The sequence below is a fragment of the Chamaesiphon minutus PCC 6605 genome, assembly GCF_000317145.1.
Classification (GTDB): domain Bacteria; phylum Cyanobacteriota; class Cyanobacteriia; order Cyanobacteriales; family Chamaesiphonaceae; genus Chamaesiphon; species Chamaesiphon minutus.
In genome coordinates this window covers 4,261,898-4,286,075 of the sequence record NC_019697.1, presented here as the reverse complement: position 1 = coordinate 4,286,075, position 24,178 = coordinate 4,261,898, and the positions used below count along the sequence as shown (strand labels likewise).

Below are 24,178 nucleotides of genomic sequence, written 5' to 3'. Positions count from 1 at the left end.
ATGATTGTATTCGTGCAAAAGGTAACGAGAAATCGATATAAATTAACCGACAGCAGAAGCTGCGCGATCGAAGTAACCGCTTAATTCAGCCATCAAAGAGCTACAGTCACCTTTAGTGATACCGTTGGGATCGTTAGCAATTGCAATTGCAGCTTCTTTCATTTTTTGAACACCAGTAGCAACGGAACCACCAGGAACGCCCAGAGCCAGGTAAGTTTCGCGCAAGCCATTCAAACAACGATCGTCGAGGACGGATGCGTCGCCAGTAAATGTTGCGTAAGTAACGTAGCGTAAAATGATTTCCATGTCGCGCAAGCAAGCTGCCATGCGACGGTTGGTGTAGGCGTTACCACCTGGTGCGATCAGGTTGGGTTGTTCGTCGAACAGTGCGCGTGCCGCGTTAGCGACGATTGCAGAGGAGTTGGAAGTAATCCGGTTGACAACATCAATCCGTTTGGTGCCCTCAGCTACCATTGCTTTAAGAGCATTAATCTGAGAATCACTAGCAAATGTACCTTGGGCATCTGCTTGAGCAACTACTTTAGTAAAAGCGTCTAACATCTAAGGAAACTCCCTACGTTGCAATAAAATTTACTTCAACAAATTATAAATTCCCGATCGATTAATCGATGATAAATTGTCAGGAATTCATCTGTTTTGAATTAAGTTTGATTAAAGCAGCCTTGGTGTGCAACTTTTGTGCAGAGATCGAATCAATTCGAAAAAGATGTAATTAAAAAATGTTAACAAAGCGACAAACCCTTACCAATTAATCAATTCAGCAGATGAGAGATCTGTTTTAATTGTAAACAGATTGTTGCATTAGTTTAGATTCAGTAATACATTTTTTAAAAATCGATCTACAGCGGGGATCGCCTGTCATGCTGACGTTGTACTCAAACCCACATTGCCCCAACGAGGATCGTGTTTTTGCACGTAATCTGCACGAACGATCGGCGAAGGTAGTAAACATCTGGCCAAGATTAGAGATTGAGACAGAGGTTGAGATTGGTTTTTGCCACCAGACATTCAATCGATCGTCAGCTCCTTTACCATTCGCCTTACTAGTATTTTCGATAGTAAATCTTTGACTTCGCCAGAAGATCGCTCCCATTGATAAGTTAATTGACTTGACAAATATGTAACGATCTAACAAAAGATTCAATGTTTAAATTTACTTTATAAAACCATATTAAAAATTATGTCGATCTCGCTCCGTACCAAACAACATCCCCTCATCGCGAAACTAGCCGATCGCATCGAACGGACGTGGCAAGAGCATCTAGACCTGTCTCCTTACCAAATTCCCCACGATTTAGGCTATGTCGAAGGCAGCTTGGAGGGCGAACGCTTAGTTATTGAAAATAAATGCCATCAAACCCCCCAATTTCGCAAGTTGCATCTAGAACTGGCTCAGGTAGGCCAGAATTTAGATATCCTCCACTGTGTAATGTTTCCACACCCCGATCGCGATCTGCCGATTTTTGGGGCAGATATCGTCTGCGGTAGAGGGACAATTAGTGCCGCAATTGTCGATTTATCGCCAGTAAATCGCAATCGATCTTTGCCCGCGCGATATCAACTCCCACTGCGCCAACTCCCCGCCATCAGCTTCTCTCAAGTGCGAGATTTACCCACCTGGGGAGATATTTTCTCAGATTATTGTTTATTCGTGCGTCCCACCAATGCCACTGAAGAGACGGCTTTTCTGGATTATGTGCTGTCGATGCTCGCGATTCATTGCCAAATTGCCAGCAGCACTCCACCGACAACCGCTATTGCCGAGATTGCCCAGATTTCTGCCGGACACCAGTATTATTGCGATCGCCAGCAACAAAATGATAAGACGCGGCGCGTCCTAGAAAAATCATTTGGTGTCGAATGGGCCGATCGCTATATGACTACCATGCTGTTCGATTACGAAGCTTTGGTTGTGAGTTGTTAAATTTAGGGCGGATCTAGTGTGGGTGCGATCGCGAAAATTTTCGCCATCAAAACTCCCCTAATCGAGACATTGCTCGATCGGATCGACTCAGACAGATGCAGCGGTTTCGAGCTTGCGTTCTAGGTCGAATAAAAAGCCATGAATGTACTCTTCCGTCCACTCAGAACCATAGAAGCGATTGAACATACCGCGAGCGGGATCTTTTTCTGCTCGATAGCGTAGATAGCGCAACTGCGATTGTTTAATTGCGGCTAAAGCTTGCGGATCGGTAACGGGTTCGGCCCGATCGACAAAATCTAAATATGCCTGGAGATACGCCTTAAATGCCTCAAATACATGGGTTTCGACGGCTTCATTTTCTTTTGGTCGCGTCCAGAGAAAAGCAGGCGAGAAAAAGGCACTAGCTTCTTCAGGGAAATCACCACCCCACGGGAGATGTTGGCGATAGGTCTCGAAAATTGGCAAGATGGGATCGCTATATTTGGCTTGATATTCGCGCTCGTCCCGAAATAATGGTTGCATATCCAAGGCGATTAAGTGTCCGCCAGGAAGCGTGACTAAATCTGCACCAAAAAAGGGTAAGTCGTAGTTCAGGTGCGGGAAAATCACAAAATTCAACACTTGAAGCGCACTACCACCCTGGACGTGTGCGGCGCGGATTTGCCGCAGCTTAGGGGACTGATAGCCGTAACTGGTAGTTACGACTTCGTTTTCTTGTTTGCCTTTACCGACGATCGCTGATTTGTACTCGAATCCACTGGGAATCGGGTAAGACTGTAATGGCAATCGCTCTTGCAATAATGCGATCGCATAGTCTAGAAATGGTTGATATAGTGTCATATTAATAATTGATAATTGATAATTGCTATTTAATATCCCCAACTTCGTGGAGAAGTCGGGGATATGGCTTACTAGTTGTTCCTAAAGATTATTTGGCAACAGTAGCAGATAGGGGCATTGCATCTTCAAACAAAAATCCGTACAAGAATTTTTCCGACCATTCATGACCGAAATAGCTACTAAATAAGCCAGAGGCGGGGTCGCGATCGGCACTATATTGGTCGTAATCTCTTTGAGCTTTGGCAATCCGCTGAATATCCGATGGATCGGTCAATAATTCACTAGTAGATAGCATCTCCCAATAGAGATTGAGATAATCTTGAAAGGCTTCAAATACTCGCGTCTTGACAGTCTCTGGATCGGTTTTAGCAAACAATAGATATTTGGAAAAATATTGATTTGCATCGTAGAACTTCATTTCTAGATTTTGAGCTAAATCTGGATATTTTTCGTGTAATTTTTTCAAAGGATGAATATACTTAGTTAGATAAGCTTCATCCTGAAATAACGGTTGAAAGTCCATTACAATTAAATTTTTGACTTGTCCAAAAGACAGGAAGTCAATGCCCAGCAATGGCAATTCAGAATTATGACTGGGATAAATGACGCTATTAAAAATCTGAGCACTCGCACCAGCATCGATATAGGTGTAGCGGATTTTCCGAAACTCAGGACATTCATAACACCAACTTTTAATCGAAGCTGGATTTTTGCCGCGTTCGCTCACTTGCGCTTCCAGTCCAGCGGGAATTAGCCGACTTTGAAGATCGAAGCGTTGAAATAAGGATTGCTCTAAGTGATTGAGAAAAGGTTGATACATAATTTTAATCTCGTTAAAAATATTGTTGTTAATTTAATTGCAATTGTGTGAGCTGGATTCAAGCTGACTGAGTATTGATTTCCAAACCCGATCGAGTTAGACCCGTTCGTCAAATCTGGTACGAAAACTGCCATACTTAATCCAGTAATGATGGAGATCGTGATGGGGTGTTTGCAAACTTGCTTTCGATCGATATAAAATGACTTGTCGGCGATCGCCCATCCAAACTTTGCCGACCGAACTAACTGCAATTACAGCACCCCCCAATGCTTCGATACAGTCACCAAATCGTTCGACAGCACTAAAATCAACTGTTTCATATATAAAAAAATTACCAGAATAAATGAGATGTCTGCTCCGAATCCAACATTGCATCTTTTTTTGAGCAATTGGCGGCAGAATACTCACTTTATTAATAATTGCAGTTTGACTTTCGATCGAGATATTCATATTGTTGCCACCTTAAATCCGATCCAGAGGTAATTCCATCGCAAAACTTTGACACTTTTCAAATCGTAATTGGCCGGATGTAGAACCCCAAATTTGTTCGTGTGTGTTCACATCCATACCGCGATCGAGACTCAACCAAGTAGTTTCAGTAATCTCTACTTCACTAATCAAATATGTCATGCACCCTTTCTTTTCAATTAAGCAGCGATTTCCTGGTTCGACCCCACCGCGAAACATGTCACCCTCTCGCCTAAACACCATCGAACAGTGCTGGCGACGGGCAATATTGTTGGTAGTAATCGTCTTGAGGATTGATATTTCGCGAGCTGCACCTGCATAGCGAATCGGATCGATGAGACTATAGTTTTCAATATAAATATCATCGCCACGATCTACTACTCGATGAATTCCCTGCCGATATGGCGTCCACAGATCGTGGTCGTATACCTGTTCGGAATAAAACCCGATGCCATTGAAAAAATCAAATGGTAACGGACGGAAAAAAATGTGAATATGGGCGAACTGTTGTGGCTGAGTAGAAGATTGTTGGCGATTGCTAAAATCTCCGGCCATCCATTGACAAAGTGTGACTAAATCGGTGTTTTTAACTGAAGTCATAATTGACGGTGGATGATAAATCGATTAAATCGTCAATATTTATTAAAAAATTATCTAAAAGGAGGAGAGATAGTCGAGACGCACAAAATGTTAAAGCTCTGATATTATTCAGCTTTTGAAGATTTAATTTCGGATGAGAAGGAAGCTGTCACTACCCCACTACCACCACTAGTTTTAATTAACGACACCCGAAACCGTAAATTAGGATTGGCAAACCAAATTCTTTCTTCGGCGGCGGCACGCTCGTATGCAGTAATTAATACGAAAGTGCCATCATCGAGAAAGTGATATTCACCTGCGGCGGCGATGGTTTCAGCATAACCCTGGTCTCTGAGTAATTTGCCTCGGTGGGGCACCACGGGGTCGGGAACTGGCACTAAAATGGTACTACCCTTGACCTCCGGATTATCTTCATCCCAATCTGACTGTCCTTCCCATTTCATTTGAAAGGGCGAAACAGCTCTACTAGGCTCGACATCATAAGCTTGGCACAGCTCCACGACGGCGGGATCGTTGCTAGAGAGCATGTCAATGTCAATAATCGATCGCACTGCTTCAAATTGGCTGAAGGCCATGTGATGTGCACTACGTTGCGATCGCCATTGTCCGATCGACTGCTCGACAAACTGTATAATATCCATCAATATTGAGTACCCAAACCTACCAGCCGAAATTTGTGTGAGCTATTTATTTTTTATGGTGTTTGCCACCCCGTTTCGAGCGATCTTGGGTCGATTGCGGCTCGGTACGATCGACAGTTGCTGCTGGAGACTGCGGCTTGGAGTTAACTGTCGAGGTATAGACTGGGGTAGCGAGGTGTGGTAGCTCGGTTAAAGTAGTAGTTGCTGATAGTTTGGTAACTTCAACTACCTTACCGCCAGAGCGATGAATGAATTGCATCGTCCGCGATAGGGAAGCAAACGGAACTTTCATTGAGTACGATCCAGATCGGATCGGCGAGTGAGATGACATATTTGTCACATCAATCTTGACCATACAATCTATCATTTTTAACTCCAAAAATTTATTTAATTTGTACTTGACTCTCGAGTGCGATCGGTCGCAAATTAGAGTGACTAAATTGCCAGTATTAACTGAGCCATTAGGATATGGTGCTGATGGCTCAGATGTCAAGTTTTAGCTACGAAACTTCAGAGATACTGAGGATTTTTGCACCAGTTTTCTGAATATTTTGAATTTGTTTAGACAACTGACTGTAGCTCACTTCAAAACTGGCATTGCTCTGAGTTACTCTCGCGCCAAATTTGGCCTTGTTGACAGCAATTCGGAAGCGTTTGCTAGTATTGGCATAAGCAGCACCACCAGCGGGAAAACCGATCTTTGTCGCCCGATTGCCTGCAATATCGCCAATCAGTTTGGCATTTTTGCTAGCTGCATCATACGCAGCAAAACCGCGATCGAGTGCAAAAGTTCGGTTGAAATTAACATTCTCGATCCCTACTTGGGTGCGATTTCCCTGCGCGCTGGGGACGATATTTTCGCCAAACTTAGATCCATACTCATCGCTATCGATGTAAGAATTAATTTCAGCTTCATAACCTCGCTCGTTATACAACCGCACATGGTCGCTAATTTCGGCTTGGTTGAGTGGAGCGCGACCGAGGAAATGCTTGCAATTTAGTTCGATAAATCGGTAAGCAGAGGAAGTCTCAAAAAATAACGCGCGATAGAGATCGGATTGCGCGATCGCGCGAATGAATCCGCGCATGTTAATATCGCCATTGCGCAGCATGGATTCTGCACTAGTCAAGCGTTGGCTTTCCATCACATGGGCATTACCCAAAACTTGACGATAAGCCGCGCGGATCGCAGTTTGCAGATCGTCTTCAGAAGAATTATTCCACAACTCGGTGGCATCGGCATTACTAACCCAAAGTGCCATGATGATTACTCCTAATCAAAAATTAATCGTGTAAATTTTATCTAGTTTCTCGATCGTGCGATTGCATGGGAGAGAAATAACCCAACCATCTACTAAAAAATATTTATTTTATTGACTGTAGCAATCCTAAATCTTTTGATAGATCGGGTCTCCAACTCAAATAGGCTAAAATCCCGATCGATCCGATCGAGTTAGGATTGCTAAGTGGATGTACTAAACTCAATTTGCAGTCGTTTAAACCTGCGGCAATTTTCTAGGTGAGAATTGCGGTTTAGACAACTTCAGTAATGCTGACAATCTTGCCACCACTCCGATTGATCCGCTGAATTTGCAAAGTCATGTTATCGCCAGCAACACGGTATTCTGTGGTACTGCGACGACGAGGACTGTCAAATTTAGATCCTGTAACCAGAATCTTGAAGGTTTTCTGATTTGCTTGACCGGAGCCACCTAAATTGACGCTAGCCGCCTTAATTTGATTGCTCGCACCAATTTGAGCTGAGGTCACCGCACTGCTAACCTGCGCGGGGCCGCGATCTAACGCGAACATCCGGTTGTAAGTTACCTGAGACTGACCGACTTGGGTGTTAGCACCACGATTGTAAGGCACCACATTTTCGCCAAAGGTCGCCTGATACTCTTCGCTATTGATGAAAGAGTCGATTTCGGCATCGAAACCTTCAGCGACACAGCGCACGATATGCTCGGAGATTTCGGCTTGAGATGCAGGCGGACGACCCAAGAAGTGCATGAAATTTAATTCCACAAACCGATTGGGAGCGCATTTCTCGAAATAACGCGTGCGGTAAAATTCGGAAGTACCGACAGCACGGACGAACTCGCGCACGGAGAGATTGCCGTTAGCCAGTTGCGATTCAGCCGCTGTTAAGCGTTCGCTTTCCATCACATGAGGGTTGCCCAATACTTGCTTGTAGACTGCGCGAATAATCGCTTGGACGTCTTCTGTAGAGCGCGTCGGCCACAGTTCGAGCGGTGTCATTGTTGCCATGATTAAATATTGACTCCTTTAAACATTTTTAAACTATCGATCGACTAGTCTTAGACAGCCGTGATGCTAACGATCTTGCCGCCTTGCTGGTGAATCCGTTGATATTCTTGGGAGAGTTTATCGTAGGACACCATGTAAACTTGGTTGCTCTGGCGGAATTTAGAGATTTTGTTAAATGCTTTGGCACGGTAACCAGTAACTTCAATCCGGTACACTTTACCACCTTCGCTAGCGTTGGGGCCAAGCAGCGTGCGCGCGCTCCCAGTCGGGTTGCGGAAAGTAGATCCTGGCTCTACTACGGCTGTGGCGGTGGCGTTAATGACCAAACTATTCAGCTTGGGAGATTTACCAGCAACATCGGCTTTCAGGGAGCTAGTTGAGGCACCACGTACCAGTTGGAAGGTATGCGTAAAACCAACCATGTGAGTAATCGCTTCGGTTTTGTAGCCGCGAATGTAAGGAACGATATTTTCCCCAAATACATTTTGGTATTCGTCGCTATCTACATACGAGTCGATTTCTGAGTCGAAGTCGCCAGCATCCAAGATCGCACTGTGAGCTTTCATTTCGTCGTAGCTGTTGGGCGCACGACCGAGGAAATGACGGAAGTTTAGCTCGACAAACCGATAGCGAGGACAATCGGCAAACCGCGATTGATACAGGTCGGATTTGCCCACAGCGCGGACAAATTCGCGGACGCTGAGTTCGCCGCGCTTGAACTGAGATTCGGGAACGGTCAACCGTTCGCTTTCCATGACATAGGCATTGCCTAGTACTTGTCTGTAAACAGCCAAAATCAGTGTTTCGATTTCGTCATTAGAACGACCCGCTACCCATTCCTGGGGCGGGGTTTCGTCAAACAAACTAACACCTAGGCGCGATGCTGGTCCAAAGGGCATTTATTCTATCTCCTGGTAAACGAAAAGAAGCTCGAAAGGATGTCCGCATGGCATGGCAAAATCGACTGTTTAAAATCGTAGATTCGCTTCAATTTCATGCCAATAGCCACTTCCAATCGACTCGATCGATCTGTGCGGGCATCCTCTTCGGGGCAATTATCTCAAAATGTTAAGATAATTATGAATTTTCTATGGCGGTATGAAATAGAGTAAAATCTGCTGTGTGGTAATTTCAATGTGGAAATATCTGAGATCGTGCCTTGGCCAAACAGCATACTTTTAGATACAGCTATTGGCTAGAACCTTGTCTGGCAGTCAATCCACCTTGTATTCGCGCACGGCTTTTTTAATCTAGATCGGTAATTTAGGACACTGCTCGCTCAAAATGAGTCGCGTCACTCTTTTGCCAAGATCGTTCGTCTTGCACGAAATGTACACATCTAAATTCTCATCTAAGAAGGAGGTTAAAAATATTAAGAATTATAGACTTACACTGTAGGGTTGGATTACATATAGAACATATCCTCCTTTTGCTAGATCCGCAAACTGGAAATACGCGCTCTTAAGTTGGGAGTTAATGAAGGTAGAGGGCAGAATTGAAAATGCGCTCTAGATGTCGGAAAGGCTGATTAGCTTTTAAATTACCCACTAGTAAGGATTTAGAGCCAATGCTTTGCTGTCAACTTTCAACTTTTTAAAGATCGCTCGGTAATTGGACTTTGAAGGTACTATCGGCAGGCTTCTGGGCGATGGTGGCATCCCAGTCGATTTTAGTCAAAAATAGATCGCCATTGACTGTTTCGACGACATCGACGCCCCACTGTCCGGGTTGAAGGGCATCCGGATCGGGGCTAGTAGGCGGCGTGGTTTTGATACCACCTAAAATTAAAATATCGGCACGATTTCTGGCATCTTGCTGGCGATACTGGGCAAGGATGCGGGCACATTCAGCTCCGACAGCTTGAGGATCGAGAGCGCGATCGAATAAAATTTCCACAATCCAGTGGGGATGCGCGATCGAGCGACATTGAATCCGAGTGTCATCGCTCGTTCCGATCCGAAACACTTCAGTAAATTCTTCCCGACTAAGACCTGCTAAACGGCCATCTGTGATATCAAAATTATGGGACAACAACATCCGTCCCCGATCGAGATTGTCCACATTGCCTCACTTTCGATCTAGAATAACTGGGATTCCCCAGCGGTCAACAGATAGATTAGCACTGTTCGCTCCCCGATCGACTCAAGAATTGATAATTGGTAATTACCGCTTCCTGTTTGCATCGCGACTGAGGCTTTACACATACTTTACTTGGTTAAAATATCCATGTATCACGAACAAACTGTATCCGCGATCGATCGTCGCATTCAGGATAACCAGCAGATTTTTGAGGCATTAGCAGCCGGAACCTCTGGTGCTGGGGCTGACTTGTACCAAGTTAAGTTGAGCGGTAAAGCTTTGCCTCAAGTCGATTTGCGCCATGCGACGCTGATTAGAGCAGATCTCAGTCAGACAGATCTGACTGGGGCAAATTTCGCTGGTGCCGATCTACGCGGAGCTAGTCTCGATCGAGCGATATTGAAAGATGCTAACTTAACAGGAGCCTGCCTGGTACGAGTAGATTTGAGTGGGACAGATCTGAGGGGTGCAGATTTAACAGATCTAAAAATGCAAGGCGTCAGATACGATCGATACACCATTTTCCCCGACAATTTTAACTATAAATCTTCCGGCGCGATCGGCCCTGGTGCGAGATTGAATGGTGCCCAACTCAACACTGCCAACTTGCGCTACATCGATTTGCAAGATGCAAATTTACTGGGTGCTTACTTAGGTGGAGCCGATCTCACGGGAGCTAATCTCCAAGGCGTGCGCCTGAGTCAATCGGACTTGCGACGGGCATTTTTAACCGGAGCCTGTCTGCGAAAGGCGGCATTGAATGGTGCCAATTTAGCTGGTGCAGACTTGCGCGCCGCCGATTTAACAGATGTAGAATTCGATCGATTAGAAAGCATTGCCGGGGCAGATTTTAGCCACGCACTGGGAGTGACTGATGAAATGCGATCGCGTCTACTCAGCTATCCCAGCGCAGAATTAGAAACTTATAATTCCTTTACCCGCAATACTACTAGAGCGAGTCTAGGATTAGAGGGTAGAGGGTAGTGGATAGTGAATAGTGAATAGTGAATAGTGGATAGTGAATAGTGGATAGTAAATAGAAAGTTTGAATGCTAACGTCCTTTTTCTCGTCGCCCCCTCTCCCCCTCTCCTAACTCCCAACTCCCAACTCCCATGCTCTTCCAACCGCCAATGACAATGATGGACTTCTTCACCAAAAGTGAAGGAATGTGGTTTACCCAGCGTAATGTACATCACTTTGACTGTTCTGGTGATGAGTCGGGAGAGTCAAATTTGTATATCTCCGTGGTGGCACAGACAGATCCGCGTGTCGAGAGTATTTGCAAGCAACAGAATATCGATCCGACTCAAGCTACAGGCGGAGCTAGTTTCATGTGGCAAGCCAATCAGGATAAAGGCGAACCAAATCCCGAACAAGCGGCGGTGTTAATCGATGTGCCTAATGATGCGTCGCGGCGATCGGGTAAACTGATTCGCAATCAAGGCTATGTCGAGAAGATTCCCGTAGTGAGCCGTTATTGGTTTGGCGATGATGGCATTCTGACGATCGATACTGACTACGACAACAATCAGGGACAGGAACGCTGCTGGTTTATCACCGATGATTTTCGGGTGCGGGTGAGTACGGTACGGATGATGAATGGCGTGTATTTGATGACTTATTGTTCGGAACGGCGGTGTGCCACCGAGCGAGATCTCCAGTCAATGGTGCAGAAGCATTTATCCGCATAGCACACAGAATCGAGGTAGGGGTAATTCATGAATTATCCCTACCTCGATTCTGTGAAATTTTCTATTTTTTAAAATCCTGAAGTTTGCTGATTAATCGATCGAAATAAGGTGCTAGAGTTGGTTTTAGCTCTGGCTCTACTCTTGTCAAACTAGCGGTTTTCAGCTCTTGCAAACCTAGCACCATTGCATCGAGAGGAACTTGCAATTCTTGGTATAACAAGTTCATATAATCTAAGCCCATATCGCTCGTATATTCCACACTACCGCCAGCAATGCCATAGGTAACACATCGCAAAAAGTGCCAGAAGTCTCGCCAACAAGCTTCGGCGCGTGCGGCTGGATACAAACCGCCACCAGGTTGAGTAATTGCGGGAAAGGTGGCTAAAACTCGATCGCGGGCATCATCAACGATCTCTGTTGCAGCATCTCGCAATAATCTAGCGATCGGAATTAGACTTGAATTACTAGATGAGTTAGCTTCAATTTTGTCGAGTTCATCATCTGTGAGATATTCTCGGCGATCGTCAGCACTTTGAAATAGATCGATAATTGCTGGCGAATGAGTCGTTTTCCAATCCTCAAAACTAACAATTCTCGCTTTGATAATTAGTTCTCTAACAGTAGTACTAAGTTCCATAAATTAACGTCAGTTCGGTATAAGAGTTGCCTGGAGACTGGAAGTCTCGGCTTGTGATGCAAAGTCCGCCTACGCGGACTAGTTAATCAGTCCGCGTAGGCGGACTTTGCATCATTAGCCCCGATTTTAATCGGAGGCGGTATCGGAACAAAGCTACCCAACCTACGAACTATCCACTCCTCGATTCGGTAATAAAAGTCAAACTCAACCAATCACCTCGATCGGTATATGTCCGAATCAGCCGCTGGCGGAGATTTTGAGAGATCGACCAACCAACTTCTAGCTCGGTGGCTACTCCAGGCTCGATTTGAGTCGGGCACAGTACATAGGCGGCATCGGCTAAGAGGATAACTTGGGTTGACTGGTTGGTTAAGCAAGTTGGAGTAGATGCCGAATCAGTTGTCAAGGTAGATTCTGTAACTTGAGATCCGATCGTGCGGGAGACTGTCACCGTTCGATCGTCTCTCATTTCAACGGTTTGAAGCGTTGACAACTCGGAGGCTTGCGTACTACCCAGGTAAAGTGTTACAGCTTCGCCCTGCCAAACCCCCAACCAGCCAGCCAGATCCAGCGGCGGACGTTCGGGGGCATTGGTACCGACTCGTGCTTCCCGAATTAGCGTCAGCCGAAATAGTTGGCCATCGCCATCGTATTGCGGAATTAGTCGCAACCGTCGATCTTCATGTCTGAATGCAAACTCCGCTCCTCCTGGCAACCCCTTGCGCAAATATGGCGAACCTTCGGAAAATGCGCCCGTCTCAAAAAACATTGCTCCCGCACTGGGCGCGCTAAAGTCGAACGCCATCTCTTGGGGTTGGAGAATGCCTTCGGGATCGGGATAATAGCGCGTGAGGGATAAATGAATAGATCGATTCTCGTCCACCCCAGTTAAGGAAATTAAACTGGGAATATCTTCAATCTCTTCACCTACAGGCGAAAGTCTAGTAAATGAACCCTGCCACTCACCGAGATTTTGCAGCACGCATTCCCATTGCGATCTCACCATTTTTACCACTCATCTACATCCATTTTTTTGGCAAGTTGCGAGATTGCCAGCTTGATGACTGCTTGAACTGAAGCTTCAGATTCCTTCCCTGCTGCGGCTTCTAAGTCGGCGATCGCTTGTTTGTCGCCGAGCTTCATCAATGCTAATACTGCCGATTTGCGACTTTCCCAGTCGGGATGTTCCAGTAGCTCTAGGAGCGGGACTCGTGCTGGACGATAGGCAAGATTGCCCAATGCGGCAGCAGCTTCGCAGCGCACCATTGCTTCGGCATCTTTAGTAGCTCTAATCAGTAAGTCAAAGGCGATCTGTTCTTCGGGATTTTCCTGAGCAATTTTAGTAATCGCCCCCACTACCGCCGCTCGAATTGCGGGCGAATCAGAGTCAATTTCGCGATAAAGGTAAGTCTTCGCCTCCGAGCCGATAAAGGATAATGCCCAAGCAACGTGTCCTTTGGTACTCTCTGGATGCTCTGGCGAACCCAAAATTTCCAGCAACAGTGGCACTGAAGCCTCACCCATCCGTGCTAATGCGCCCACCGCAGAACCTTGGACGACAGTATCTTCATCATTGAGCAGTGCGTGTACTAGTGCGGGTACGGCACGCGGATCGGCAATAATGGTTAAAGTTTTGCCCGCAGCACGGCGCACGACTACATTTTGATGATTTGCTAAAGCCTCTATCAAAAATGGCGTTGCCGATTCGCCAATTTCGCCCAAAGTTGTTGCCACCCGCAATCGGGTGATGCCGCGCGGATCTCCGAGTCGTTCGACTAAATCTTTGAGCAATTCTTCATCGTGAGGATCGAAAATTTCTAAATCTACTTGTTCGCTGACTTTTTCGAGTAATGCGTCTGTCTCTGCTTGAAACTGGAGATTTGCATCATTCCCAGATGTTGCTGGGGTGTTGAGTTGGTTGCTCATGGTCGATCTTACAGATGGAATGATTTGACGAGGGTTAGTTACCTGCGGTCAGATTTGCTTGTTGCTGGCGCAGTTCGGCGATCTTTTCGTCGATCGCTGCTAATTCTGGTGCCAAGCTAGCCATCACTTGCGATTTCATCAATTTAGCTTTTTGGCCAGCTTCTAGGGTGTCCGAAAGGAACCGTTCGCGATACTTCTCAAATTCGGCGATCGTCTCGGCGAGTTCTTGGGCGTAGTTTTCCGATACTTCTGACATAAACTGAGGTTTCCTAAAATTTAGATCGTATTTTCCAATTCTCGCAGATTCCGATCTGAACGCACCCAATGTTTGCGATTATTATCCTCAAATCGGGGTAGGAGCAATTTATTACTTGCCCATACCCCGATTTTCGTGAGTTTTTTGTGTCAATTGTAACGAAATATTGCTTTGTTTCTCATAACTGAGACTCAATCGCCCTCAATATTTTATCTTGTATCTTGTCTTGCTTCGATGTAGACAAACGCCTTTTACAAATAGTCAATATATTAAGGAGAGCAACATGCTTGACGCTTTTTCTAAAGCTGTAGTTTCAGCAGATGCCAGCACTTCTACTGTAGCCGATCTCAGTGCCCTCAAAGCATTCGTTGCTAGCGGTAACCGTCGCTTGGATGCAGTAAACGCGATCGCTTCCAACGCTAGCTGTATGGTTTCCGACGCAGTTGCTGGGATGATTTGCGAAAACCAAGGTTTGATCCAAGCTGGTGGTAACTGCTATCCTAACCGTCGCATGGCTGCTTGCCTCCGCGATGCTGAAATCATTCTTCGTTATGTTACTTACGCTCTACTCGCTGGCGACGCTTCCGTTTTAGACGATCGTTGCTTGAATGGTTTGAAAGAAACCTATGCAGCTTTAGGCGTACCTACTACTTCCACAGTTCGTGCCGTTCAAATCATGAAAGCACAAGCTGCCGCTCACATTCAAGACAATCCTAGCGAAGCTTTTGCTGGTGCTAAACTCCGCAAAATGGGTGCGATTGTAGTAGAAGATCGTTGCGCTACTCTGGTTGCTGAAGCTTCCAGCTACTTCGATCGCGTTATCTCTGCTTTGAGCTAATTAATAGCCATCCGTCAGCAGATCGATCGACAATTAGTACTCTATCTATAACATTGGGAGATTTTTAGAAATGAAATCAGTCGTTACCACCGCAATTGCCTCTGCTGATGCAGCAGGTCGTTTTCCTAGCACCTCGGATTTAGAATCAGTACAAGGTTCGATCCAACGTGCGACTGCACGCTTAGAAGCTGCTGAGAAATTAGCTGCTAACTTAGACAACGTTGCTAAAGAAGCTTATGATGCTTGCATCAAAAAGTATCCTTACCTCAACGAGGCTGGTCAGGCTAACTCCAACGACACTTTCAAAGCTAAGTGCCAACGCGACATCAAACACTACCTCCGTCTAGTTCAATACTGCCTAGTTGTCGGCGGTACTGGTCCTCTCGACGAGTGGGGTATTGCTGGTCAACGTGAAGTTTACCGTGCTTTAAGCCTACCTACTGCTCCTTACGTTGAAGCTTTGAGCTTCGCTCGCAATCGCGGTTGTGCTCCTCGCGACATGTCCGCTCAAGCATTGGTCGAGTACAATGCTCTCCTCGACTACGCAATCAACTCCCTTTCTTAGTCTGGAAAGAAGATTGCCAATCTCATCATAAATAGGTGAGATGTCTTTACTCACAAGCCTGGAGATTCTTGATTCTTTGCTTTGCCTGTTAAGGTAGAGTAATTGTCCAGAATCTCTGGGTTTGTTTCGATCTGGGTAAATAATGGAGATATTGCCGCGTTGATGCACGGTTCTGAGGTTTTTATCTCCCCGCTCCCCGCTCCCCGCTTTATCTCATTTGTACATCCCCGTACCGCCAACATGGATAACCGCTTTTTTAGCTTATTTAATCTGACAGAAGATCGGGCGATCGAGATTTTAGATACGCCACAGGCTCTGGTTTCCGAAAATGATTCTCGGTACATTGCGGCGTCTCATTTAATTAACTTTCGGACGGATCGATCGATCGCCGCGCTGATGCGCGCACTGGAACAAACCGATCCGAGTCTGGATAACAAGATCGTGCGCCGTAAATCGATCGAAATATTGGGGCGACTGCAAGCAACAGCAGCTCTCCCCGCCATTCGCGTCTGTCTCCAAGATGACGACTGCTATACAGTCGAAAATGCAGCGTGGGCAATTGGCGAAATTGGCACCCAAGATCCCGAAATTTTGGCAGAATTAACCAAGTTACTGGCAAAGCCACGACAAAGTTATCGGGTGATGATTCACACGCTGACTAAGTTAAATTATCAGCCTGCGGTGCCATCTATAAGTAAATTTGTTAAAGACGAAGATCCGCCGATCGCGAGTGCTGCCATTGCCGGAGTTTGCCGTCTGACTGGGGACTATAGTCAGATGCCGCAGGTAGTTGCCATGCTGCAAAATCAGAATGTGTTGGGGCGGCGATTGTCGATTCAAGATTTGATGGATGCGCGGTATTATGCAGCGATTCCCGATATTGCTAGTTGTCCGGTATCCTTAGTATTTCGGCTGCGGGGGATTCGGACGCTTGCCGAAGCAGGAATTGGCGATGGTTCGCTGACATTTATCCAGATCCAACCCTATTTAGAACAGTCATTACGCGATCGACCCCAAGATTTAAAGCTGGTACACAGTTACGATCGAGTACCCGCACTCCCCGCGCTGATTCGCAACTTATACGAAACTGACTTTGGGAAGGCTTATCTAGCCACCCAAACGATCGTCGAGAACTATCCAGATACCGCTCCTGCGGCGTTATTTGCTGCCTACGAGGAAGAAGCTAATCAAGATTATGGTGCCCATTTCCATGTCATGAAAATCATGGGCTGGTTGAAACACGCCCCAGCATACGATCTATTAATTGAAGCTCTCCACAATACCCAACCACAATTCCAAAAATCTCGCGCCGCCGCCGCGATCGCGCTAGCGGAAATTGGCGATGTCCGTGCGATTCCCGAATTACATAAGAGTCTGGAGACTAAAATTTGGGATCTTAAATATGCCGCACTGATGGCATTGGAAAAGTTGGGCGATCTTAGTGGATATGAAATTTTAGCCGATGATGCCGATTGGTTAGTAAAAGCAAAAGCCAGATCGGGATTTACAGGATTTAAGGATGAGCAGGATTGAGTTGTTGGTAAGAATTAGATGATGGTATGAACGAGAAAAATTGGAGGTTGGGTCGATTAAGGCGAAACTTCCTAATATAAATAAAAGCTATTAATTGTTAATCAGATAAATTATGTCTACAGAAGAAAGTTTACAACAACTCAAACACCCAAATCCTCACATGCGCGATCGAGCGATGTGGGAACTAGTCGATAATCCTGACGAGATTACTATTCCGCGATTGATGGATATTCTCGACGATGAGGATACTACTTATCGGCGGGCGGCAGTAAAAACATTGGGTGCGATCGGGCACGATACGGTGCCGCCATTGGTTGAAGCTCTACTCAATAGTGAAAATGTTACCGTGCGTGGGAGTGCTGCCAAAGCACTGGCGCAGGTAGCGATTAATTATCCTGACGAGCCGTTCCCCCCACAGGGAATCGCGGGTTTAAAGACTGCGCTTCAAGATCCAAATCCGGTGGTTAATATTGCCGCAGTGATGGCAATGGGTGTCATTGGTGTGCCGATCGTGGATATTTTGATCGAAGCATTGCAAACTACCGATAATCCAGCGTTAGCAATGTCGATTGTCAATGCCCTTAGCGCGATCGCCGATCCGCGCTGTTTGACGGCTATTAATACTCTCTTGGCAGATGAAGCGGTAGATTCATACGTCAAAGAAGCAGCGACTAGTGCTTTATCGCGGCTAGAGATGACGACAAAATTTAATAGCGATCGGCAATAGATAACTACTCAGGCGAGCTGTGCGGCGTGCAGTCGCGCCAGACGGTGGCGGATGCGTCGAGCCAGTTCGCCACCACCGATCGGTTTGCAGAGATAATCGTCGGCACCAACGTTAAAAGCTTCCTGCTGGGCGATCGGGTCATTTGCTGCCGTCAAAAATAAAATCGGTAAGTGTCGCCAGTGCGGATCGCTACGCAAGACTTGACACAATTCAAAACCGTTAATTTCTGGCATTTTGATATCTAACACGAGCGCGTCGGGTTGCACCGATTGCAATATCGTCCAAAACTGGAGCGGATCGGCAAGAGTAGTTAATTTCAGCCCCCAAGGTGCTAATAATTTGGGGAGCGCGTGCAACCAATCGAGATCGTCATCGACAACCATTACTTTCACCATTGCATTGGCAGGCTGGAATAAGGAAGTAGCCGCTATAAAGATTTGCGCTGTTGTCAATCCGCTAGTGCCCAAAAATTTGCCACCATGTCTGACGATCTCTAACCGCTGTTGTAATTCGTCACGCTCGCTCAGTACAAGTACGGAGCGAGCGGGAAACTGCCGTGCGACGCGCTCGAGAAAATCGAACAGCGGACGCTCGCTGTTGGCGTAGCCGCTCCTATGGAGCATCGACTCTTGCCGCTCGATTCCGAGACCGATTAAAATCGCTGTTGGCAACTGCTCGTTAATGGCGGTAGTCAGATAATTTTCGGCATCAGCAATCGTCGCCACAGTAACAGTGCGACAGCCACGCTGTGTGGCGAGCGTTGTCAGGGGCTGAGTTAGGTTTGACGGGAGATCGACCAGTAATAGCAAGGGCAATGACGATCGATCTGAAGCTGTGTCCACAGTTGTGGTTGGCGGTGGCTGAGTAGGTGCTGCGGCTTCGATATTCCGGCTTAGTTCGGCTACCAAAGTTGGCAGTTTCTTCGCCTCCGTCGGAGCGAGTGAAGTATCGAGATCGAGTAAAACTTCGATCTCGCGGGCAATCGACATTGCCGCCGTCAAGCCAAATACGCCGAGGGTACCAATTAATTTGTGCGCGATTTGGTGTGCTTGTTGTCGTTCTAAATCGCTGCTAGTTTCCACCACCAATCGATCGACGATCGCCCTAAGTTCGACTAGTCGTTCCTGACATTGAGGTTTGGTCTTTACCCATGTTTCCTGGAGAAAGGCCAAATATTGCTGCTGTTGGCGTGTTGTGGTTGACTCAGAACCACCATGCTCAGTCCCGCCGTCTCCCCCTCCACCCCTCTCCCCCTCTTCCAGTTGCTGGAGTGATTTGAGATGATATCCCCGTCCGTGAATGGTCGCGATCGAGTCTGGAGGTGCGCCTGCGGCTTGAAGTTTGTGGCGGAGCCGCCGTAAATGAGAGCGCACTGTCGCCTCTGCGGGAAAATCGTCAGAAGACCACAATCGATCGATAATTTCTTCGCTACTAAACACGCGATAAGTATCCCGCAAGAATAGCTCTAACAAGTCGTATTCCTTGGTTGTCAGGCTCAGCGGCTGGCCGTTGTAGGTAACTTCACAACTGCTCGAATCTAAAAGCAGATCGCCCCAACTCAATATTGGCAGGGGATTGGTGCTACCCCTACGCAACAGAGCGCGGACTCTGGCGATCAGTTCGGCAGTTTCAAACGGTTTGACCATGTAGTCATCCGCCCCTGCATCTAAGCCTTGTACCTTGGCGGTAGTATTATCTTGAGCAGTTAGGAGCAAGATCGGTGTCGTATAGCCCGCATTTCGCAACTTTTGGCACAAACTAATCCCATCTAACTTGGGCAGCATGATATCGAGCACGATGGCGTGATAGTCAAAGGTAGAAGCGTAGGTCCACCCCAGTTCGCCATCTTTGACCGCATCGACAATATGATGTTGAGCTGTCAGGCTCCGAGTTAATAGGGCGATCGATGCGTCATCATCTTCTATTAACAGAATTTTCATCTAAACCTAATCCAGATCGAGTCTAATTTACTAAGATAGAATGCAAAACGATCGACTATCTTTCACCAATTCAGAATTTTGGCAATCCGAGCGGGTAAATCGAGCGAATTAAATGGTTTGGCGATCGTCCCACTGACACCGAGATCGCTAAACTGTCGGCGTTCGGCAGTCTGGGCTTTAGCAGTCAGGAAGATAACTGGAATTCCAGCAGTAATTGGATTTGCTTGCAGAGCCTTGAAAGTGGCAATGCCATCCATTTCCGGCATCATTACATCCAATAAAATTGCATCGGGCAGTTCGCGTTCGGCAGTCTCAATTCCCATTTTACCGTTACTGGCAGATAAAACTTCCCATTCTGCCGTCATACTAATCCCAAATTTGACGACAATTTGGATAGCTTCTTCATCGTCGATAGTTAATAATCGTTTATGCTCCATAAATTCGATCGAGAGAGAAGGCCGAAGGCAGAAATAATTAACCCAAGTTGCTACTTACTAGAATACCAACGATTGAAATCGTGGCTATTGTTGCAAAGTCCGCCTACGCGGACTTTGCACTCCGAGCAGCGGTTTCTAACCGCTGTGGTTATTGGTACAACTTAGGTTAAGTAGGCAGTCTAGATGTCGGGCTGCCTACTATTCGATCGAAGCTGGTAACGTGAACGAGAAGGTACTACCGACACCTAAATTACTATCCACCCAAATTTTACCTTCATGTCGATCGATAATTTTTCGACAAATTGTTAAGCCCAGACCCGTACCACCTTTTTTGCGAGAATCGGAGGCATCAACTTGTTGAAATCTTTCAAAGATACTTTCTAATTTATGAGTGGGAATTCCTTGTCCTTCATCGCGGACTTGAAATAGTACTACCTCCGCCGCGTTCTTGGCTTTGGATTTGGATATTTTTTGACCCTTTGGCACAGGGAGCGGCTGTCGCTGAGTGTCAACTGTCAGCCACACCTTGCCACCAGGGGCGGAAAATTTGATCGCATTGCTAATTAGATTGGTCAACGTCTGGAGGATATAATCGGCGTCTGCCCAAATGTTGGCATTTAATGGTTGATTGACTAGGGTAATGCCATGCTGTTGCGCCATAGGTTGCATCGCTTCTACTGCTTGCACCATCAGTTCGGCAGCATTACACGCTTGTTTTTCGATCGTTACAGCTCCCGATTCGATCCGTTGGAGATCGAGGACGCTATTTACCAGCCGCACCAGGCGTTCGGTATTTTCATCGGCGATCGCCAGTAGTTGTTGTCCGTCGCTCGAAAGAGTCCCCAAGCGTCCTGTCGCCAAGATTTTGAGGGCACTGTGGAGGGATGTCAGGGGCGTGCGGAGTTCGTGACTGACAACAGAGATAAATTCATCCTTCATCCGTTCGATCGCCTTACGATCGCTGATATCGCTAGTCAGGGCAAAGAACCCACTCACTCGATCTTCCAGATCGCGGTGGGGAATATAAGTGATGCTCACAGAGCGAGTACTACCATTAATCAGATCGATTTCATTCTCATAAGTGACGACTTGCCCTGCCAAAGCCGCCCGAATGTAGGGTTCCATTCTTTGATAGCAATCATTTCCCCAAACTTGGCGCATGTGGGCACCGTGCATCGCCGTTAGCGACTGTCCCAACCAGTCCGTATAAGCTCGATTGTTAAATTGATAGCACTCGCGATCGTCGATATAGGCAATTAAGACTGGTAACGCATTGGTAATCAGTCGCAACTGCTCCTCACTCTGGCGCAGGGCTGTTTCTGCTTGCTTGCGATCGTCGATTTCTTGCTGGAGACTGGCATTGACAGCTTGCAGTTGTGCCGTTCTTTCCGCCACAATCTCTTCTAAATGCTCCCACAACTCCCCTTGCGCGAGGGCGATGCTAATTTGGTCGGCGAGCTGTTGCATCAGTCCTAGCTCGAAATCAGCCCACTGGCGGGGGCGATCGCATTGATGCGCGATCAGCAATCCCCACAGGGGATGAGTGGGTGGTGTCGATCTGGGTGGATGGACGCTCGAACTGTGCAAAATCGGGACGATTAATTTAGCTTTGACCCCAAACTGTTCGACGAATTCTACCAGACAATCGGCCACTTCCGCCTGCGGATCGCGGACATCCGCCACCGCTCTGACGCGTCCGCGCGCATACCGCTGTTGGTACTCATGTGGAAATACCTCCTCTGGAAATTCCATCCCCAAAATTGCCTGATATTCCGGCAATACGGCTTCGCTAATTGGCTTGCCAGTACCGTCAGCCAGCACCTGATAAATCAAAACTCGATCGGCTTTTAATACTAGTTGGACTTCTGTCACGATCGTCCGTAGAATTTCGGATAGCTGTAATGACTGCCGAATCTTAAAGGCAATATCTGCAAACAATTCCACCTGTTGCCGTTCGCTCTGAATTTGGGCGGCTGGCGGTACCGATCGATCGCCACGAGGCATCGCGACTGGATTTCGATCGATCGCAGCCGATTTTCTTTTTGGTGGCTTGGACGGTTTACCTGTCATTCGATCGGTGGTGTTGAGGCGAGGCTATCGGTGATATCATCATCTTACTAAAAAACCTGCTCTTAGCTAAGTAATGTCAGATTTTCCACCGGAATGGTTGCAGGGTATTAATGAATTTAATGCGGGTGAGTATTATGCCTGTCACGATACGCTCGAAGCTTTGTGGATGGAGTCGGTAGATCCTGACAAGAAGTTTTATCAAGGCGTGTTGCAAATTGCGGTGGCTTGCTATCATCTCCACAATCGCAATTGGCGCGGTGCGGTAACTTTGCTCGGCGAAGGAATCGGGCGGTTACCTTATTATCAACCCGTATATGCAGGTATCGATGTCACGCGGCTGATGGAAGATAGTCGGAATTTATTAAATACTTTGCAATCGATCGGCATCGAAGGGATCGATGATTTTGTCGATCGATTATCTCAAGATTCAAGTATTTTACCAATGGTTCGATCGATTTCATGATTATGGATAGGACACAGTTTCGCCTACATCACAGCACTTGGCAAGTTACGAACAGAGAAAAATATGATTGAGGAGATTAAGCAGGCATCAGCACCTCCAAAACTTGCTCACAGGTATGGGTTTGGGCAAATAGACCTTGCACCAGATGCAGCATTTGGAGATAAGCTTCGCGAGTCAAACTATAAAGTTGCTGTCCTACCGTTTGCTGGTTGTGGGCAAACATAAATCGTTCAGATTTTTGACCTTGACAGGGCAAGGATTGAAGTAACGACTGCGATATACAACTGAGACAGAAGTGGCGTTTAACCGCTTCCTGATTGCGTACCTGAGCCGACTCAAACCCAGTCACCTGCTTGGCAAACTCATGAAAAATCTCGATAGTCCAACGATAACTCCAAGTCTGAATAACTCGACCACTTTCCCAGTGCAAAGCATCAGTTAATAAAAATCTTGGTTCATCACTTAAATCCTCCCGTTCGTGAACGATAACTAATCGTTTTCGTCCATATCGTTTGAGGCGCACAGTTTTAGTAAAAGCCCAAAACTGCTTGACCGTACCATTGCGACACCGTACTTGCAAAGGTCGAAAACTCTCTGGATGTTCCCCGCATAATTGAGTGGCAATTACATCGACTCTACACCATTTGTCCTGCCATAAAATTAACCGAGAACTTTCAATTTCGCTGACCCAATGCTTCCCTGAAGACTCAATTATTTGAGTTAATTCTAACGTTAATACTCCGTTGTCAAAAGCATAGTCTGCTTGGGGAAATGCTCCTTCTGACTCGACTTGACGCACGATATCTACTGCTATTTCGGTACGTTTTCGGTACGCCAATCGGTTTTGCTGATAATGCAACAGCTCGGTTAACCTTTGCATTAATTCCGCTTGGCTTTGATAACTTGGTTGCGCCGTCATTTGCAAGTACTTCTTTTCCTCTTTACTAAAGTCCGGTAATTGGACTTCAGCAGCAATCCCATCAATTTGTTCTCGGTTGGCGATCGTTGCAGTTACTACTGTTTGATAATTACTCATACACCGATTGACATAATCATAACTTCGTTTGACCCCGTAGATTTCTAATCCGTATTCATGATGGGATAATGTCCAATCTAAACTGATTATTTCTCTCCCTACTCCTCGGTGCTTTTTCCCTACTATTTCTCGATGCTGTGTCATTAATTTTTCGCTACTCCATCCCGCCTCAAAGACGGCAGAGTGCATCGCTCTTCTACTTACTCCTTCTCCCTGGGGGTAAACTTGTTGGGCGTAAATTCCTTGCAGGGTCTTGTTTGCGCTTAATATTAATCCACTGACATATCGACTGACATGCTCGAATCCTTCGGCTCTACAAAAGACCTCTCGATACGCACTCAGTTGTTTGGCTATGGTTTGGGGCACTCCGACCAAAGGAATCATAGTCATGCTC

The 24,178-nt window shown here is 46.5% G+C and carries 27 protein-coding genes; 8 read left to right on the top strand and 19 right to left on the bottom strand.

What is annotated here, in order from left to right; translation table 11 throughout:
* Positions 1–42: 42 nt before the first annotated feature.
* A complete protein-coding gene (locus tag CHA6605_RS19640; RefSeq protein ID WP_015161141.1) occupies positions 43–561 on the bottom strand; it encodes a phycocyanin subunit beta in 519 nt (172 codons plus the stop codon).
* 640 nt (positions 562–1,201) lie between these two features.
* Between CHA6605_RS19640 and CHA6605_RS19630 the strand changes: the two genes are divergently transcribed.
* The gene (locus CHA6605_RS19630; RefSeq protein ID WP_015161140.1) at positions 1,202–1,945 is read left to right on the top strand and encodes a phycocyanobilin:ferredoxin oxidoreductase; all 744 of its coding nucleotides are present in this window, start codon (positions 1,202–1,204) and stop codon (positions 1,943–1,945) included.
* 87 nt (positions 1,946–2,032) lie between these two features.
* Here the strand turns inward: CHA6605_RS19630 and CHA6605_RS19625 are convergent, their stop codons facing one another.
* From CHA6605_RS19625 to CHA6605_RS19580, 10 genes are all read right to left on the bottom strand, one after another.
* Complete coding sequence (locus tag CHA6605_RS19625; protein WP_015161139.1) at positions 2,033–2,785, bottom strand: phycoerythrobilin:ferredoxin oxidoreductase; 753 nt, start codon at positions 2,783–2,785, stop codon at positions 2,033–2,035.
* Between the two features lie 88 nt (positions 2,786–2,873).
* Positions 2,874–3,605, bottom strand: coding sequence for a 15,16-dihydrobiliverdin:ferredoxin oxidoreductase (locus CHA6605_RS19620; protein ID WP_015161138.1), 732 nt, complete (start codon positions 3,603–3,605; stop codon positions 2,874–2,876).
* Between the two features lie 96 nt (positions 3,606–3,701).
* Entirely contained in the window at positions 3,702–4,055 is a 354-nt protein-coding gene (locus CHA6605_RS19615) for a hypothetical protein (protein WP_015161137.1), read from the bottom strand.
* Positions 4,056–4,067: 12 nt separating this feature from the next.
* Entirely contained in the window at positions 4,068–4,673 is a 606-nt protein-coding gene (locus tag CHA6605_RS19610) for a chromophore lyase CpcT/CpeT (RefSeq protein ID WP_015161136.1), read from the bottom strand.
* A gap of 104 nt (positions 4,674–4,777) precedes the next feature.
* Positions 4,778–5,314 (bottom strand): phycobiliprotein lyase, encoded by a 537-nt coding sequence (locus CHA6605_RS19605; protein WP_015161135.1) that lies wholly within the window; start codon positions 5,312–5,314, stop codon positions 4,778–4,780.
* Positions 5,315–5,360: 46 nt separating this feature from the next.
* Positions 5,361–5,669, bottom strand: coding sequence for a phycobilisome linker polypeptide (locus tag CHA6605_RS19600; protein WP_269744611.1), 309 nt, complete (start codon positions 5,667–5,669; stop codon positions 5,361–5,363).
* A gap of 145 nt (positions 5,670–5,814) precedes the next feature.
* Entirely contained in the window at positions 5,815–6,576 is a 762-nt protein-coding gene (locus tag CHA6605_RS19595) for a phycobilisome rod-core linker polypeptide (protein ID WP_015161133.1), read from the bottom strand.
* Between the two features lie 271 nt (positions 6,577–6,847).
* On the bottom strand, positions 6,848–7,585 hold the full coding sequence (locus CHA6605_RS19590; protein WP_015161132.1) for a phycobilisome rod-core linker polypeptide: 738 nt from the start codon (positions 7,583–7,585) through the stop codon (positions 6,848–6,850).
* A gap of 50 nt (positions 7,586–7,635) precedes the next feature.
* Positions 7,636–8,484 carry a phycobilisome linker polypeptide gene (locus tag CHA6605_RS19585; protein ID WP_015161131.1) on the bottom strand — a complete coding sequence of 283 codons (849 nt, stop codon included), beginning with the start codon at positions 8,482–8,484 and terminating at the stop codon, positions 7,636–7,638.
* 694 nt (positions 8,485–9,178) lie between these two features.
* Positions 9,179–9,646, bottom strand: coding sequence for a DUF2656 domain-containing protein (locus CHA6605_RS19580; protein WP_015161130.1), 468 nt, complete (start codon positions 9,644–9,646; stop codon positions 9,179–9,181).
* A 165-nt stretch (positions 9,647–9,811) separates the two neighbouring features.
* Between CHA6605_RS19580 and CHA6605_RS19575 the strand changes: the two genes are divergently transcribed.
* Together CHA6605_RS19575 and CHA6605_RS19570 are read left to right on the top strand one after the other, a co-directional pair.
* On the top strand, positions 9,812–10,648 hold the full coding sequence (locus CHA6605_RS19575) for a pentapeptide repeat-containing protein (RefSeq protein ID WP_015161129.1): 837 nt from the start codon (positions 9,812–9,814) through the stop codon (positions 10,646–10,648).
* A gap of 129 nt (positions 10,649–10,777) precedes the next feature.
* The gene (locus CHA6605_RS19570) at positions 10,778–11,356 is read left to right on the top strand and encodes a phycobiliprotein lyase (protein ID WP_041548296.1); all 579 of its coding nucleotides are present in this window, start codon (positions 10,778–10,780) and stop codon (positions 11,354–11,356) included.
* 61 nt (positions 11,357–11,417) lie between these two features.
* Here the strand turns inward: CHA6605_RS19570 and CHA6605_RS19565 are convergent, their stop codons facing one another.
* From CHA6605_RS19565 to CHA6605_RS19550, 4 genes are all read right to left on the bottom strand, one after another.
* On the bottom strand, positions 11,418–11,993 hold the full coding sequence (locus CHA6605_RS19565) for a globin family protein (RefSeq protein WP_015161127.1): 576 nt from the start codon (positions 11,991–11,993) through the stop codon (positions 11,418–11,420).
* Positions 11,994–12,162: 169 nt separating this feature from the next.
* Entirely contained in the window at positions 12,163–12,999 is an 837-nt protein-coding gene (locus CHA6605_RS19560) for a DUF3598 family protein (RefSeq protein ID WP_015161126.1), read from the bottom strand.
* 2 nt (positions 13,000–13,001) lie between these two features.
* A complete protein-coding gene (locus CHA6605_RS19555) occupies positions 13,002–13,919 on the bottom strand; it encodes a HEAT repeat domain-containing protein (protein ID WP_015161125.1) in 918 nt (305 codons plus the stop codon).
* Between the two features lie 34 nt (positions 13,920–13,953).
* Entirely contained in the window at positions 13,954–14,175 is a 222-nt protein-coding gene (locus CHA6605_RS19550; protein ID WP_015161124.1) for a hypothetical protein, read from the bottom strand.
* 283 nt (positions 14,176–14,458) lie between these two features.
* On the opposite strand from CHA6605_RS19550, the gene cpeB reads away from it, so the two are divergent.
* The 4 genes from cpeB (at position 14,459) to CHA6605_RS19530 (ending at position 17,838) form a co-directional block, all read left to right on the top strand.
* Positions 14,459–15,013, top strand: coding sequence for a C-phycoerythrin subunit beta (gene cpeB / locus CHA6605_RS19545; RefSeq protein WP_015161123.1), 555 nt, complete (start codon positions 14,459–14,461; stop codon positions 15,011–15,013).
* A 70-nt stretch (positions 15,014–15,083) separates the two neighbouring features.
* Positions 15,084–15,578, top strand: a complete 495-nt coding sequence (locus CHA6605_RS19540; protein WP_015161122.1) for a globin family protein — start codon at positions 15,084–15,086, stop codon at positions 15,576–15,578.
* A gap of 240 nt (positions 15,579–15,818) precedes the next feature.
* Positions 15,819–17,111, top strand: coding sequence for a HEAT repeat domain-containing protein (locus CHA6605_RS19535; protein WP_041549699.1), 1,293 nt, complete (start codon positions 15,819–15,821; stop codon positions 17,109–17,111).
* Between the two features lie 112 nt (positions 17,112–17,223).
* A complete protein-coding gene (locus tag CHA6605_RS19530) occupies positions 17,224–17,838 on the top strand; it encodes a HEAT repeat domain-containing protein (protein WP_015161120.1) in 615 nt (204 codons plus the stop codon).
* An 8-nt stretch (positions 17,839–17,846) separates the two neighbouring features.
* Here the strand turns inward: CHA6605_RS19530 and CHA6605_RS19525 are convergent, their stop codons facing one another.
* The 3 genes from CHA6605_RS19525 to CHA6605_RS19515 form a co-directional block, all read right to left on the bottom strand.
* Entirely contained in the window at positions 17,847–19,778 is a 1,932-nt protein-coding gene (locus CHA6605_RS19525) for a response regulator transcription factor (protein ID WP_015161119.1), read from the bottom strand.
* Positions 19,779–19,840: 62 nt separating this feature from the next.
* Positions 19,841–20,215 carry a response regulator gene (locus tag CHA6605_RS19520; RefSeq protein WP_015161118.1) on the bottom strand — a complete coding sequence of 125 codons (375 nt, stop codon included), beginning with the start codon at positions 20,213–20,215 and terminating at the stop codon, positions 19,841–19,843.
* Between the two features lie 198 nt (positions 20,216–20,413).
* A complete protein-coding gene (locus CHA6605_RS19515; protein WP_015161117.1) occupies positions 20,414–22,285 on the bottom strand; it encodes an ATP-binding protein in 1,872 nt (623 codons plus the stop codon).
* A gap of 73 nt (positions 22,286–22,358) precedes the next feature.
* Here CHA6605_RS19515 and CHA6605_RS19510 point away from each other — a divergent pair, with 73 nt between their 5' ends.
* Positions 22,359–22,748, top strand: a complete 390-nt coding sequence (locus CHA6605_RS19510; RefSeq protein WP_015161116.1) for a DUF309 domain-containing protein — start codon at positions 22,359–22,361, stop codon at positions 22,746–22,748.
* A gap of 76 nt (positions 22,749–22,824) precedes the next feature.
* Here the strand turns inward: CHA6605_RS19510 and CHA6605_RS19505 are convergent, their stop codons facing one another.
* A complete protein-coding gene (locus CHA6605_RS19505) occupies positions 22,825–24,168 on the bottom strand; it encodes a hypothetical protein (protein ID WP_015161115.1) in 1,344 nt (447 codons plus the stop codon).
* Between the last annotated feature and the right edge of the window lie 10 nt (positions 24,169–24,178).